The sequence below is a fragment of the Microbacterium sp. NPDC078428 genome, assembly GCF_044542535.1.
Taxonomy (GTDB): domain Bacteria; phylum Actinomycetota; class Actinomycetes; order Actinomycetales; family Microbacteriaceae; genus Microbacterium; species Microbacterium limosum.
Window position 1 is genome coordinate 68,026 of the sequence record NZ_JBITUP010000006.1, and the last position, 13,841, is coordinate 81,866.

Annotated in this window: 16 protein-coding genes; 3 read left to right on the plus strand and 13 right to left on the minus strand. The window is 71.2% G+C overall.

Annotated features, from left to right (window positions below; translation table 11 throughout):
- Positions 1-27: 27 nt before the first annotated feature.
- Both ACIGCK_RS11690 and ACIGCK_RS11695 read right to left on the minus strand, forming a co-directional pair.
- Positions 28-900 (minus strand): EamA family transporter, encoded by an 873-nt coding sequence (locus ACIGCK_RS11690; protein ID WP_396666291.1) that lies wholly within the window; start codon positions 898-900, stop codon positions 28-30.
- The gene (locus ACIGCK_RS11695; protein WP_396666472.1) at positions 897-2,159 is read right to left on the minus strand and encodes a serine hydrolase domain-containing protein; all 1,263 of its coding nucleotides are present in this window, start codon (positions 2,157-2,159) and stop codon (positions 897-899) included. Before ACIGCK_RS11695 ends, ACIGCK_RS11690 begins: the two co-directional genes overlap by 4 nt.
- Before the next feature lie 80 nt (positions 2,160-2,239).
- Here ACIGCK_RS11695 and ACIGCK_RS11700 point away from each other — a divergent pair, with 80 nt between their 5' ends.
- Both ACIGCK_RS11700 and ACIGCK_RS11705 read left to right on the plus strand, forming a co-directional pair.
- A complete protein-coding gene (locus ACIGCK_RS11700) occupies positions 2,240-2,548 on the plus strand; it encodes a DUF2470 domain-containing protein (protein WP_396666293.1) in 309 nt (102 codons plus the stop codon).
- Positions 2,549-2,595: 47 nt separating this feature from the next.
- Positions 2,596-3,252, plus strand: a complete 657-nt coding sequence (locus ACIGCK_RS11705) for a heme oxygenase (biliverdin-producing) (protein WP_396666294.1) — start codon at positions 2,596-2,598, stop codon at positions 3,250-3,252.
- 6 nt (positions 3,253-3,258) lie between these two features.
- Here ACIGCK_RS11705 and ACIGCK_RS11710 read toward each other — a convergent pair whose 3' ends face one another.
- Complete coding sequence (locus ACIGCK_RS11710; RefSeq protein ID WP_396666296.1) at positions 3,259-4,641, minus strand: ATP-dependent RecD-like DNA helicase; 1,383 nt, start codon at positions 4,639-4,641, stop codon at positions 3,259-3,261.
- Positions 4,642-4,716: 75 nt separating this feature from the next.
- Between ACIGCK_RS11710 and ACIGCK_RS11715 the strand changes: the two genes are divergently transcribed.
- Complete coding sequence (locus ACIGCK_RS11715; RefSeq protein WP_396666297.1) at positions 4,717-5,793, plus strand: hypothetical protein; 1,077 nt, start codon at positions 4,717-4,719, stop codon at positions 5,791-5,793.
- Positions 5,794-5,827: 34 nt separating this feature from the next.
- Here the strand turns inward: ACIGCK_RS11715 and ACIGCK_RS11720 are convergent, their stop codons facing one another.
- The 10 genes from ACIGCK_RS11720 to ACIGCK_RS11765 all read right to left on the minus strand — a co-directional run bounded on the left by ACIGCK_RS11720 (position 5,828) and on the right by ACIGCK_RS11765 (position 13,796).
- Complete coding sequence (locus ACIGCK_RS11720) at positions 5,828-7,813, minus strand: cytochrome c oxidase assembly protein (protein WP_396666299.1); 1,986 nt, start codon at positions 7,811-7,813, stop codon at positions 5,828-5,830.
- A gap of 104 nt (positions 7,814-7,917) precedes the next feature.
- Complete coding sequence (locus ACIGCK_RS11725; RefSeq protein WP_396666301.1) at positions 7,918-8,205, minus strand: HU family DNA-binding protein; 288 nt, start codon at positions 8,203-8,205, stop codon at positions 7,918-7,920.
- A 274-nt stretch (positions 8,206-8,479) separates the two neighbouring features.
- Positions 8,480-8,785 carry a 30S ribosomal protein S14 gene (rpsN, locus tag ACIGCK_RS11730; RefSeq protein WP_330170698.1) on the minus strand — a complete coding sequence of 102 codons (306 nt, stop codon included), beginning with the start codon at positions 8,783-8,785 and terminating at the stop codon, positions 8,480-8,482.
- Between the two features lie 4 nt (positions 8,786-8,789).
- The gene (rpmG, locus tag ACIGCK_RS11735; RefSeq protein ID WP_029145259.1) at positions 8,790-8,960 is read right to left on the minus strand and encodes a 50S ribosomal protein L33; all 171 of its coding nucleotides are present in this window, start codon (positions 8,958-8,960) and stop codon (positions 8,790-8,792) included.
- Positions 8,960-9,196: a 50S ribosomal protein L28 gene (rpmB, locus tag ACIGCK_RS11740; protein WP_251454689.1), complete on the minus strand. Its 237-nt coding sequence runs from the start codon at positions 9,194-9,196 to the stop codon at positions 8,960-8,962. Before rpmB ends, rpmG begins: the two co-directional genes overlap by 1 nt.
- Before the next feature lie 224 nt (positions 9,197-9,420).
- Positions 9,421-10,110 (minus strand): DNA-3-methyladenine glycosylase, encoded by a 690-nt coding sequence (locus ACIGCK_RS11745; protein WP_396666474.1) that lies wholly within the window; start codon positions 10,108-10,110, stop codon positions 9,421-9,423.
- Complete coding sequence (locus ACIGCK_RS11750) at positions 10,092-11,513, minus strand: hypothetical protein (protein WP_396666303.1); 1,422 nt, start codon at positions 11,511-11,513, stop codon at positions 10,092-10,094. The genes ACIGCK_RS11745 and ACIGCK_RS11750 overlap by 19 nt, the downstream gene beginning before the upstream one ends.
- Positions 11,503-12,336, minus strand: coding sequence for a DUF1980 domain-containing protein (locus tag ACIGCK_RS11755; protein ID WP_396666304.1), 834 nt, complete (start codon positions 12,334-12,336; stop codon positions 11,503-11,505). Before ACIGCK_RS11755 ends, ACIGCK_RS11750 begins: the two co-directional genes overlap by 11 nt.
- A complete protein-coding gene (locus ACIGCK_RS11760) occupies positions 12,329-13,396 on the minus strand; it encodes a permease (protein ID WP_396666305.1) in 1,068 nt (355 codons plus the stop codon). Before ACIGCK_RS11760 ends, ACIGCK_RS11755 begins: the two co-directional genes overlap by 8 nt.
- A complete protein-coding gene (locus ACIGCK_RS11765) occupies positions 13,383-13,796 on the minus strand; it encodes a transcriptional repressor (RefSeq protein ID WP_330170702.1) in 414 nt (137 codons plus the stop codon). Before ACIGCK_RS11765 ends, ACIGCK_RS11760 begins: the two co-directional genes overlap by 14 nt.
- Between the last annotated feature and the right edge of the window lie 45 nt (positions 13,797-13,841).

Here is a 13,841-nt window from a genome sequence, read left to right on the forward strand (position 1 = left end):
GGGCGCCCGTCCCGGTCGACCGCCGCGTCACGCCACGGGCTCGGCCGGTGGCGCCGCACGAGGCACGGTGCGCACCGCCCCGATGCTCGCGATCACGACGAGGGCGATCCCCGCGAGCTCGAGCGGTGTGAGCACCTGTCCCAGCAGGAGCAGCCCCGCACCGGTCGCGATCGCCGGAGCGAGGCTCATGAGGATCGCGAAGGCGGATGCCGCGAGCCGGCGCAGCGCCGACAGCTCGAGGGCGTAGGGGATCGCCGAGGAGAGCACCGCGACCGCGGCGCCGAGCGCGAGCGTGACCGGGTTCAGCAGCGCCGCGCCCGCGTCGGCCACGCCGAAGGGCAGCGACGCCACGGCCCCGATCACCATCGCCAGAGCGAGCCCCTCGAGCTTGGAGAAGGCCCGACCCACCCGCTCCGAGGCGAGGATGTAGCCCGCCCAGCTCGCGGCGGCGCCGAGCGCGAACAGCACGCCCAGCAGGTCCAGATCCTGCCAACCGCCCCCGGCGAGGAGCACGACGCCGCCGAACGCGAGCGCCGCCCACAGCCAGGCCACGGGCCGTCGAGCGACGATCACCGACAGCAGGAGCGGCCCCAGCACCTCGATCGTGACGGTGACTCCGAGATGGAGTCGCTCGAGCGCGAGGTAGAACAGCCCGTTCATCACGGCGAGGACGAGGCCGAACAGGATGACGGCATTCCAGTCCGACCGGGAGCGGCCGCGCAGGGCCGGCCGCGCGATCGCCATGAGCAGCACCGCGGAGAAGACCAGCCGCAGCATCACCATCCCGAGCGGCCCGGCCGCCGGGAACAGCAGCACGGCCACCGAGGCGCCGACCTCCTGGCAGGCGAGGCCGAGCACCACGAGGCCGGCGGCTGCCGACCCACCGGAGCGCGGGGTCACCGGCAGATGTTGATCTGCGCGACGGCGTTGCCGTACTGCTGCGCCGTCCAGGGCAGGCCCAGCTCCGGCGCGGTGAAGCCGGATGCCGCGGGGGCCCGCGACGCGATCGCGGCGAGCTGCCAGGCGAGGTCGCCCGCGACGGCCGCGCCGGCCGTGGAGTTGTTGAGCACCACGACGACCGTCATCCCCGTGGCGGGGTCGGTGAAGCCGGCCGTGAGGTAGCCCGGCATCGCCCCCATCTGGCCGATGAGCGATCCTGCGATCAGGGCGCCGCCGGTGGCGGTGTACCACGCGGGAGCTCCCGAGTAGGCGGGCAGGGGCTCGGAGAAGCGCTCGCTCACGGCCTCGCCGCCGATCGCCCCCGCCGCCATCGCCTGCAGGTAGAGCCCGAGATCCTCGAGGGAGGAGACGACGCCCGCGTCGGTGAATCCGGCCGACGACGACATGACCGAGACATCCCGCGGCTCGGCGCAGTTGAGCGTGCCGTCGGGGTTCGTCGGGATCCAGGCGCCGTGCAGCGGCTGGGCTCCGGGCGCGGATGCCGCGGCCCGAGGCAGCGACGTCGCCACCAGGCCGAGGGGCTCGACGATGTAGCGCTCGTACATGGCAGCGGCGCTCAGGCGGGTCGCGCGCTCGAGAGCCATGCCCAGGAGCATGAATCCGGCGTCCGAGTCCCGGTACTCCGTGCCGACGGCGGAGCGCGGCTGACCGAGCCCGAAGGCGGCGATCTCCAGCGGGTCCCAGACTCGCTCGGGGTTGCCGTACCACTGCGCGCCGATGACGGGCTCGAACGACCCGAGCCCCGCCGTCCCGTTGCACAGGTCGAGCAGGGTCGCATCGTGGAGATCGGGGTACCCGACGACGTAGTCCGTCACGGGGTCCTGAAGGGACACGGTGCCCTCGCTCGCGACCGCGTAGAGCACGTCACAGGTCATCAGGCGCGTGAGGTCTGCGATGCGGAAGGTCATGTCGGGCGTGACGGTCGCGCCCGTCGCGTCGGTGCCGAGACCCGCGAGCCAGCTCCCGCTCCAGGGTGCCCACACCCCGACGAGCGCGCCGGTGGATGCCGTCGCCGCCATCGCGCTCTGCACCGCGGCATCCAGCTCGGCCGAGACGTCGTCCGGGAAGCCGCCCGACGCCTGCTCGACGAGATCGAGCTCGAGGGTCTTGTCGGGTGCGCACCCCGCGGCCAGAAGAATCACCGAGAGCACCGCGCCCGCGATCGCCGCGCTTCGACGACGAATGCCGCGTGCCGCCATACTCACCCCCCGGTGTATCCCGGTCGAGTCTAACGAGCCGAGATCACGGTTCGATCACGCGCGCCGCCTATGGTAAAGACGTGACCCATCTCTTCGACGAATCCGTCGTCTCGGCGGTGCTGCGGCACATGAACACCGATCACGCCGGCGACAATCTGCTGATCGTGCGGGCGTTCGGTCGTCCCGACGCCGTCACGGCCACGATGACGGGGTTCGACGGGGCCGGGGGCGCCTGGAATGTCGAGGGTCCGGACGGCATCGCCGCGGTGGTGCGGGTGGACTGGCCGACGGGGCCGATCAGCGAGCGCGCCGAGGTGCGTCGAGAGGTCGTCGCCCTGTATGACGCGGCGTGCGCGCGGCTCGGCGTCGAGCCGCGCCCGCACGAATGAGGAAAGAAGTACTTAGGTAATCCTTACCAGGTCGCTACACTGGCGGCATGTCGAACGTCGTGTCGTTCTCCGTCCTGCTTCGCGAGCGCTCCAGCCGCGCCCACTCCGCCAGCGAAGGCGAGGGCTTCATGGCCGATCTGCTCGGGGGCGAGGGCACGCGCGAGGACTACATCTCGCTCGTCGCGCAGCACTACTTCATCTACGACGCCCTCGAATCCGCCGCTGCGGCGCTGCGCACCGACCCCGTCGTCGCCCCCTTCATCAGCGACAAGCTGACGCGGCTGCCGGCGCTCGAGGCCGACCTCGACTTCCTCGTCGGCCCGGACTGGCGCGAGCGCATCGCCCCGCTGCCCACGACGAAGCGGTACGTCGATCGCATTCGGAAGGTGGCGGCGACATGGCCGGGCGGCTTCGTCGCGCACCACTACACCCGATACCTCGGCGACCTCTCCGGCGGCATCTTCATCGGACGCGTCATGCAGCGGCGATTCGGATTCGACACCAACGGGATCGGGTTCTACCTGTTCGCCGACATCGCCGACCCCCGCGCCTTCAAGGATGTCTACCGCGAGCAGCTCGATCGGGCGCCGTGGGACGACGACGAGCGCGAGCGCGTGATCGACGAGGTGCTGGTGGCCTACCGGTTCAACACGGAGCTGTTCCAGGACCTGCAGCGGGCGCGCGTCCGCTCGTCCGTCGCCTGAGCGGCCTCACCCCGCCTGCGGCGCACGACGCGAGGCGAGGAAGCGCTGCACGTCGGGATCCACGCGGATGTCGCTCGGGCGGAGCGGACGCGAGAGGTAGAGCCCGTCGAGCGAGGTGAGACGACTGAGCGCGACGTAGGTCTGCCCGGGCGCGAACGCCCCAGAACCCAGGTCGATGACCGCGCGATCGTAGCTCTTGCCCTGCGACTTGTGGATCGTCACGGCCCAGGCCAGCCGAAGCGGGAACTGGTGGAACTCCGCCACCACCTCGCGCGTGATCTTCTTCGACAGCGGCGAGTAGCTGTAGCGGTACTTCTCCCACGCGGCAGGTTCGACGTCGTGCTCCTCGCCGTCGAGGTCCACGCGGACGCTGCCGCCCGCGATCCGGGTGACCGTGCCGATCGACCCGTTCACCCAGCGCGGCGGGTCGCCGTAGGCGCCGACGTCGTTGCGCAGGAACATCACCTGCGCGCCGACCTTCAGCCTCAGCTCGGCATCCGCCGGGTACGCACCCTCGCCGCGACCGAAGTCCCCCATGATCTCGGCGTTGGCGGTCTGGGCGGTGCCGGGGAGCGCGTCGAGGTGGCGCCGATTGATGGCGTTGACGATGTCGTTGCGCGTGGCCAGCGTGATGATGGGGGTCTCGGTCGGCCCCGGATTCGGCGGCGTGCGCGATCCCATGTCGTTGAGCACGCCGGCGATGTCCGCCGTGACCCGCCCGTGTCTGACCGCGTTGAGCATCGCCTTGAAGCCGTCATCCGACTGCCGGTGGATCGTCCTGAGCTCGTGGATGTGCAGCTGCGCACCGTAGCGGCCGAGCGCATCGAGGCCTCCGAGCGTGTCGCCCGCCGCCTCTCCCCCGTCGTGGCCCGCCCACACGTGCGCATCGAAGAACCAGAAGGAGCGGTAGTGGTCGCGGATGTACGCGAGCTCGTCTCCCCGGGGCGGCACCGGCGCCAGCTGGAAGGGGTCCCCGAACATGACGACCTGCACGCCGCCGAAGGGCTCGGCCCGTCGTCCCCGCGCCTGCCGGAGGGATCGATCGATGCCGTCCATGAGGTCGGCGTTGACCATCGACACCTCGTCGATCACGAGCGTGTCGATGGCGCCGAGGATCTTCCGCGTGGCCTCGGGCTGCTCGAGCTCCTGGTCGGCGATGAGCCCGATCGGCAGGCGGAACAGGGAGTGGATCGTCTGCCCCTCGACGTTGAGGGCGGCCACACCCGTCGGAGCGCACACGGCGATCTGCTTGGACGTGTGGGCCGACAGGTGCTGCAGCAGCGTCGACTTCCCGGTGCCGGCACGACCGGTGACGAAGATGTGATCCCGAGTGTCCTCGATGCGACGGAAGAGCGCCTCCTGCTCGGCGGAGAGGGGCGGCGTGGTCACCGCAACATGTTATGCGGGATGCCGCGCGCCCCGCGTTCTCGGCGGCGTGCACCCATGCCCGCTTAGACTTCCCGTGTGGATCAGGGGGCGGTTACCGGTGTGCGCGAGCGCCCCCGTGGGCGGCGTCACCGGTCCGGCCTGCGTCGCGATGTGGCCCTGATGGTCGTCATCGGGATGCTCCTGGTCGCCGCGCTCGTCGCGGCCGGGCTCTCGCTCTACCGCCATTTCTACGGACCGTCGGCGTTCGTCGAGCGCTACGTCTCGCTCCTCGCGGAGGGGTCGGCCGCCGACGCGCTCGCGGTGCCCGGCGTGCGCGTCTCGTCGGCCGCACTCGAAGACGCGGGGATGAACCCGTTCGCCTCGCAGGCCCTCCTGCGCTCCGCGGCGCTCAGCTCGATCGACGACATCCACGCGATCTCGGAGAAGACCGTCCCGGAGGGCGTGGAGGTGACCGTCGGATACCGGACGGGCGACCACTACGGTCGGTCGACGTTCCTCGTCGAGCAGGACGGGTGGATCGGCGTCGCCCCGCGGTGGCGCTTCGCTCAGAGCCCCCTCGCCGTGCTCGATCTGCAGGTGTCGGGCTCGATGAGCTTCACCGTCAACGGCTTCGAGATCGACAAGCGTCAGGTGGCCGCGGAGGGCGCGGATGTCGACCCCGCGGCGACCGTGCCCCTGCTGGTGTTCTCGCCGGGGCGCTACCGGGTGGGCGTGGACACCCCGATCGCACAGACCCCGGGCGTCGACGTCGTGGCGGATGTTCCCCTCGTCCAAGTGCCCGTCCGGGTCGCGGCTGAGCCGACAGAGGAATTCATCCGGGTCGTGCAGGACGAGGTCGATGCGTTCCTCGACGAGTGCGCGACGCAGCAGGTGCTCCAGCCCACGGCGTGCCCGTTCGGCTACGTCGTCCAGAACCGCATCGTGACGCTTCCCGAGTGGTCGATCAGCGAGTACCCGACCGTCACGCTCGAGCCCTCGGGCGCCGACTGGGTGATGCCCCCGACGACCGCGGCGGCGCACCTGCTCGTCGACGTGCGATCGCTGTTCGACGGCACGATCCGCGAGGTGGACGAGGACGTGCCGTTCACGCTGGATGCCGCGATCTCGCTCCAGCCCGACGGATCGGTGTCGATCCGGGTGGGCGCCGGCTGACCGCCGGCGCCCACCCTCGGCATCCGCTCGATCCTCAGGGCGTGCGCTGGGCGGTGCGCGCGTCGCGCTCGGCCAGGGCCGCGAGCCGCGCGTTGTAGGCGTCGAGCTCGGAGTCGTTCGTGCGATCCGCCTGGCGGTCCTGGCGCTTCTGCGTGCGCTCGTCCGACCGGCTCCACTGGATCGCGACGGTGATCGCGAGGATGAGGGTGGGGATCTCTCCGACCGACCATGCCACGCCGCCCCCGACGTACTGGTCCTCGAGGGGCGTCACCCCCCAGTCGCGGCCCATCGACCCGAACCAGTCGGCGAGCATGAGCCCCGACTGCATCATGATCGAGATACCGAAGAACGCGTGCATCGCCATGACGCCGATCAGGAGCACGAGCCGGAACGCGTAGGGAAGGCGGTACGGCACGGGGTCGATGCCGATCAGGGTCAGCACGAACAGGTATCCGGTGATGAGGAAGTGCAGCACCATCCAGATGTGACCGGTGTGGTCGTAGAGCGACCAGCGGAACAGGTCGGTGTAGTAGAAGATCCACAGCGACCCGACGAAGAGCGCCGCCGCGATGAACGGGTTCGTCAGGATGCGGGCCACGGGCGAGTGCACCGCCCAGAGGATCCACTCCCTCCCGCCGCGCGTACCGTCGTCGCGCTTGCGGATGGCGCGCGCCGCCAGGGTGACGGGCGCCCCGGGCACGAGCATGAGCGGGATGGCCATCGTGAGGAGCATGTGGCCGACCATGTGCGCACTGAAGAGGTACTGCTCGTAAATGGCGACCGAGCCGTTGGTCACCCAGAAGAGCGCGAGCACTCCCGCGACCCACGACACGGTGCGCGCCACCGGCCACTGGTCGCCGCGCCGACGCAGGCGCCTCACGCCCGCGAGGTAGAAGAACAGCAGGAAGCCGCACAGCAGCGACCAGAGCAGGTCGGGCTCCCACGCCGTGATCCATCGCGCGGCATCCAGAGGAGGCGGCAGCGGGGCGCCCGTGAGGTACTCCGCGGGGGTGGGATCGATGATCGGGTCCTCGCCGATGGGCGACGCGGTGCGGGCGAGCGCCGCGGCCGCACCGCTGGCGATGCCCATGAACGCCAGCTCCAGCGCGATCAGCCCCCAGAAGAGCCGGGCGGCCCCGGCATCCGCGATGCGTGCGATGAGCCGTCCGCGGTAGGAGGCCGCGAGCACGCCGATCGCCACCAGGGCCGCGACCTTTACGACGATCAGCACGCCGTAGGGCGTCGCCAGCTCGCTCCAGATGCCCAGCGCGAGGGCGGCGCGGGTGTAGCCCGAAAGGGCGACGACGATGAACGCGACGAGGGCGATCGACGAATAGCGGCGGAGGACCGCCGTGAAGGCGGGGCCCGGCATGACCGGCCGCAGCACGACGAGCACGAGCAGCCCGCCGAGCCAGACGGCGGCGCCGATGATGTGCAGCGCGAGCGACGACACGGCGGCGTTGTGGTTCGCCGCGGCCCCGTCGTGGCTGGTGGTGGCCATCGGAACCAGCGCCGCGATCGCGAGGAGCGCGACGAGGAGCGTCGGCGTCCACGTGCGCACGGCGAACGCGAGAACCGTCACGACGGCGCCGGCGAGGGTCGTCAGCAGCCACGCGCGGCCGAATTCGAGGTCGAGGAGGTATCGACCGAGCTGCTGTCCGAAGACGGCGTCGGCGCTCGGGGTCGCGTTGAACGCGTTGAGGAAGTTGAGGTAGGCCGTCGTCCCCGCGGCCACGGTGAAGACGGCCGCGCCGATCGAGGCCGCGTCGAGCGCGAGATCGAACTCCCGCTGCCCCGCGCGGAGCGCGAAGAGGGCGAGCACGAGGGAGCCGACCATCACGGCGGCGCCGAGGTTGACGAGGAGATCCGCCACCGGCAGCCCCCAGCGCACGACGGGCCCGGGATCGCCGATGTCGAGCGGGGCGGCACCGCCGCCGTAGGCGAGCCCGAGGAGGACCGCGGCGAGGGCGGAGACGACGAGGATCGCCGGGCCGGCCACGCGCAGGGATCGAGGACTCACCGCACCAGCCTAGGCGGCCAGGCGCGCGTGGGGCGTGGGAGCCGACCCTCACGACGAAGGGGGATGCCGCGGCCGCGGCATCCCCCTTCGTGCGGCGTCGGCGATTACTTCGCGGCGGCCTTGAGCTTCGAGCCGGCGGTGACCTTGACGCGCTTGCCGGCGGCGATCTTGATCTCCGCGCCGGTCTGCGGGTTGCGGCCCGTGCGAGCGGCGGTGTCGACCTGCTCGAACGAGATCCAGCCGGGGATCGAGACCTTCGTGCCCTTGGCAACGGCCTCGGAGACGGTGGAGAACAGACCGTCGACGACGCGCGAGACCGTGGCCTGGCTCTCGCCGGTGGCGCTGGCGATGCTCGCGACGAGCTCGGTCTTGGTGATGGACTTGTCTGCCATGGGGGTTACCTCCAGCGGCGGCTCGTCCGCCGCCTCGTTCACTGACCGGGCCCGAAGTGCCCGGCTGGTCGATCGACCGCGTCGAATCTACCCCGCACGTGTCATGTTCCGCGTATTTCCGCGGGTTTTCGGCGTCCTCGCGCGTGTTGCGTGTGACAGAAGTGACCAAAGTTACGCGAGTGACTCACCTTGGCCGCCACGGGGCGTCACGGCGCACGCAGAAGGGCGGGCCCCCGAAGGAGACCCGCCCGTGACTGCGTGGATGACGCGGTGCTTACCAGCTCGACTTGGTCACGCCGGGCAGCTCGCCACGGTGCGCCATGTCGCGGAAGCGCACGCGCGAGATGCCGAACTTCGTCAGCACACCGCGGGGGCGGCCGTCGATCACGTCGCGCGAGCGCAGACGCACCGGCGACGCGTTGCGGGGCAGCTTCTGCAGGCCGACACGGGCGGCCTCGCGCTGCTCGTCGGTCGAGGTCGGGTCGACCAGGGCCTTCTTCAGCTCGGCGCGCTTGGCGGCGTAGCGGTCGACGACGGCCTGACGCTGCTGGTTGCGCGCGATCTTGCTCTTCTTCGCCATGAGATCAGCGCTCCTCTCGGAATTCGACGTGCTTGCGGACCACCGGGTCGTACTTCTTGAGCACGATGCGGTCGGGGTTGTTGCGGCGGTTCTTGCGCGTCACGTAGGTGTACCCCGTGCCGGCGGTGGAACGCAGCTTGATGATCGGACGAACGTCCTGAGCCTTCTTCGCCATTACAGCTTCACGCCCTTCGCGATCAGATCCTTCACGACCGACTCGATGCCGCGGACGTCGATCACCTTGATGCCCTTGGCGGACACGTTGAGCGTGATCTTGCGTCCCAGCGAGGGAACGAAGTAGGTCTTCTTCTGCACGTTCGGGTCGAAGCGGCGCTTGGTCCGTCGGTGCGAGTGGCTGATGTTGTGACCGAAGCCGGGAACAGCGCCGGTCACCTGGCACACTGCGGCCATGGTGTCTCCTTCTGTACCGTGAAGCCGGACGGCTCCACCCAAGATCCCTTGTCTGCGTCTCGCCGCACGGGTGACCCACGCCCGGAGGACCGGTCGTAGAACGAACGAGTGGGGTGACACGCGAACTGCGCGCTGGAGTGCGCACAGACAATCGCCAATACTAGCACGCCGGGCGTGTCGCGCCGACCGGGGTCGGGTGACCGCTGAACGACGGCCCGCCCCGATCAGACGGCCGTCGGGCCCGCACCGCGCCCCCAGCGGAACGCCGACACCGTGGGATCGCCCTCTATCCAGAACCGCCACGGGTACTCGTGCCCACCCGCGACACCCGCCACGCCCACCCGCGGTCCGGACACCACCGACGCCGGTGGAGCCGCGGGAAGCAGCAGGCGCGCGGTCGCACCGCCGAGCGGCACCCCCTCGATCGCGTCGATCCCGTCGTGCAGGACGTGCCGCAGTCCCACGGCATCCCCGAGCCGGCCGGGACCTCGCGCGAGATCCCGATCGGCGCGAACGACGCCGCGGAGGGTGCGGCGCCGCCGGGCGATGTCGGATCCCGCGATCACCTCCCCGGCGCGCAGCAGCACCCCGCCCGCCACCCCCGCGGGGCCGCAGACGACGTTCACGCAGGAATGGATGCCGTGGCTCAGGTAGACGTAGAGGTGACCCGGCTCGCCCCACATCGTCGCGTTGCGGGCGGTCGGTCCCATCCGCGCGTGCGATCCGGGGTCGGGCACGGCCCCCGTTCCGAGCCCGTGATAGGCCTCGACCTCGGTCACCCGCAGCGCCACCTCTCCGTCGGCGAGACTCGTGATCAGCACTGCTCCGAGGAGCGTCGGCGCGACCTCGAGGGCGCTCGCACGCAGGTCGGCGCGCTCGGCCGGTCGCGTCTGCGCTAGATCGCGACCTGGCACCACGAGATGTCCGTCCCCTCGATCACCGTGACGCCCTCGCCGTCGCGGGTGTCGATGATGTGGGTCTCGATGCGGGTGGGAAGGGGGCGCGTGTACGTGTCGTAGGTGTTGGACACGAGGTCGGGGGTGACGATGACCGCGGCGTAGCGACCGCTCGGCGACGCACAGGTCTGCATCACGGCATCCCCCGGACCGGCGAGTTCGAGCAGCGGCGTGACTGCTCCGTCGGCGTCGACCCTCACGACCGACTGGGCCGCGGGGAACCCGTCCTCGCCCATGCGGGTGAAGGTGCGCAGGGTCGACCCCGCCACGGAGGGGGTCACCGGCCCGGGGATGCCGAGGGACTCGGCGCCGTCGGCCGCGACGAGCGGCTCCTCGGAGAGATCGGTCAGATCGATCACGACCGTCCCCTCGGTGCGCTCGACGATCGCGCGGGCCGTGCCCCTCTCGATGCCCGACAGCGCGAGCGCGCCCCCCAGCAGCACCGGCTCCGCATCGAGGTCCGCCGTGTCGACCAGACGAAGCTGTCCGTCGAAGGTCAGCACGATCAGGGCGGACGTCTCCGGCACGAACGCCCATTGCACGACGCGCGAATCCTCCCCCACGTCGATCGCGACGGGGTCCGCTCCGGGCTCGGAGAGCGACGCGATGAAGAGCGTGGACTCGATGCCGCCCGACGCCGAGATATCGAGATCGGTGTACGTGTAGCCGACGAATCCGCCCTGATCGGCGACCTGGAGCCCCGCGATCGTGCCCTCCCCGGGCAGCGCCAGCTCGGTGGGCTCCGAGCCGTCCAGACCCGTCGTCACGAGCCGCGCGGCACCCGCGGCATCCGTCGTCTGGACCACGAGAGCGGTGCGCGACGCGCGGTAGTCCTCGATCTGCTCGTCGGTGAAGACCGGGACCGCGCGGTCGCCGGCGAGGTTCGTCGAGAAGATCGCGTCATCGGCGTCGTCTTGCCGCTGCAGCACGAACAGCGGCGGCGTCCCCGTCGTGAAGGTGTGCCGGAGCGTGGATGCGGGACCGCCGCTCGCGCCCGTGACGTCGTCGATCCGCACCGTGTACTCGGTGTCGGGATCGAGCGCATAGGTGAACTGCACGGCGATGTTGCGCCCCGACGCGGCGATCGTGAACCGGGCATCGGGCTCGACCGACACCTGGCCCGCCGTCACCGGGGCGAGCGGCTGGTTCGTCGTGAACACGACGCGCTGGCCCGCCGCCGCCGCGACCGCCTGCGCATCGACCGCGGCGGCGCCCGCCCTCGGGCCCTGCGTGAGGCTGACGGCCGCTCCGACGCCGCCGACGAGCACGAGGGCCGCGAGCACGACCGCGAGCGAGCGCCCGAACGTCGCCCCCGGGCGGCGGCCTCGCAGCGCGCGCCGGGTGGGGCGCTCAGTACTCATACGGGTCCTCCGGCTCGTCGACGGGCTCGACATCGACCGGCTCGAGCACCAGTCCGCCGCTCGCCGAACGCGAGAACGCGCCCCGCACCTCGACCCACTGCCCGTCCTCGAGGTCGTCTGTCCCCGCCGTCCCGGAGACCGGCACGCTCGCCGACTGGGCGTCGATGACGCAGTGCACGATGACCAGGCGCGTGAGTGAGAAGCCGTCGGTGTCGCCGGTCGAAGAGACGAAGCCCACGAGGCTCGCGGGCTCGCCGACGAAGCGCGTCGGGTCGGTCGTCGTCGCGATCACGGAGGCCCACTCCCCGATGCCGAAGTTCGACGTGTCGTCGGAGCTGGCCAGGGCGAGCGTGGCCGAGGTGGAGAGCACCGGCGCCGCTCCCGACGTGCGCGCGAGAGCGAGCTCGGACGAGAGGGATGCCGGGGGCGTCGCGATCGCCAGCAGCACGAACGCCGATGCGATCACGCCGCCCGCGGCCGAGGCCACTGCGCCGAGGAGGGGGCGGGGCGCGGGGGACGCCGCGGGGCGGGGGCGCGAACGGCGGAGCCCGCCCGCGGGGGCGGCCTCCGCGGGGTCCGCGGTCTCCGACCCGGGGTCGTCGTGCTCGTGCTCGTGCTCCGCGTCGTCCTCGATGCGCACGCCGCAGGATGCGACCGCGAGGACGAGGAGCACGGCCGACATCGCCACCGCCCACCATGCCGAGTCGGGGTTGATGTACAGCCCGATGCGGCCGGTGACCCAGAGGCCCAGGGTCACGACGGCCAGCGCCGCGGCGAGACCGACGCCGAGCCACCGCATGCCGAGCGCGCTGCCCCTAGGCAAGGAGGTTCACCCCCACGGCGATCGCGAACGCGGAAGCGATGACGACGGCGACGATCCCGGCCAGCGTGCGCGTCGTGAAGGTCGTGCGCAGCAGCGCGAGCATCTTCACGTCCACGAGCGGGCCCACCAGCAGGAAGGCGACGATCGACCCGGGGGTGAAGGTCGACGCGAAGGACAGCGCGAAGAAGGCGTCCACGTTGGAGCAGATCGCGACCGTGAGGCCGAGGAGGATCATGGCCACGATCGACAGCACCGGGTTGGACCCGATCGCGATCAGCACGTCGCGGGGGATGAGCACCTGGATGGCCCCGGCGATCGCGGAGCCGATGACGAGCGCCGGCATGACGGCGCGCAGTTCGCGGACGAAGACCTCGAGGCTGCGCTGCACGCGGTTGCCATGGAGGTGGTGATCGTGGGCGCACTCGGCGCGGAAGCGATCCGTGAGCATGCCGTCCGGGTCGGGGTGCCGGCTGTACAGCCATCCGATGAGGTTGGCGATCGCGTATCCGCCCAGCAGGCGCGCCACGAGGATGCCGCCGTCCCAGCCGAAGGCCTGGTGGGTGGTGAGGATCACGATCGGGTTCACGATCGGCGCCGCGACGAGGAACGTGAGCGTCTCGGGCACCGAGAAGCCGCGGATGAGCAGCCCCCGCGCGAGCGGGACGTTGCCGCATTCGCAGACCGGGAGGAACATGCCCAGCAGCGAGAGCACCGCCCGACGAGCCCAGGCACGCCGCGGCATCCACACCTCGATGAGCCCGGCGGGCACCCACACCTGCACGACGATCGAGAGGATCAGCCCCAGCGCGATGAACGGCAGCGACTCGATCAGGACGCTGAGCCCGAGGGTGAAGCCGTCCTGGGCGCGTGTGGGCAGGGATGCCTGGAAGAGGCCCGGCGCCCACACGTCGATCGCGACGAGCACCGCGATCGCCGCGAGGCCGATCGCGCCGCCGATCACCGGAACGGTGGATCGCGCGTGGAGCCGGGCGGAGCGCGCCGGCGAGGCGGACGAGGAGTGGTCGGGGCGGCGCGTGCCCGTGCGCTCAGTCTGCGACACGCTCGCGGGCCCGGGCGTCCGCGCAGGATGCGCAGGTGCCGAAGATGTCGACGATGTGCTCCGCGTCGGTGAAGCCGTGCTGGGCGGCCGTGCCCCGGGCCCACTGTTCGACGGCATCCGCCTCGATCTCGACGGTCGACCCGCAGGAGCGGCAGATGAGGTGGTGGTGGTGGGCCTGCATGCGGCACGCGCGATAGAGGCTCTCGCCCTCGGGGCTCTGCAGGCTGTCCGCCTCGCCGGTGGAGGCGAGGTCGGCCAGCGCCCGGTAGACGGTCGCGAGCCCGATGCCCGTCCCGCCCTCGCGGAGGGCGGCATGCAGCGACTGCGCGCTGACGAACCCACGGGAGCCGTCGAGCGCCGTGCGAACGGCGTCACGCTGCCACGTGTTGCGCTGGGCCATCTGCCACCTCCGAGAGCCGACCGCGAACGCGATCGCCCCCAAGTC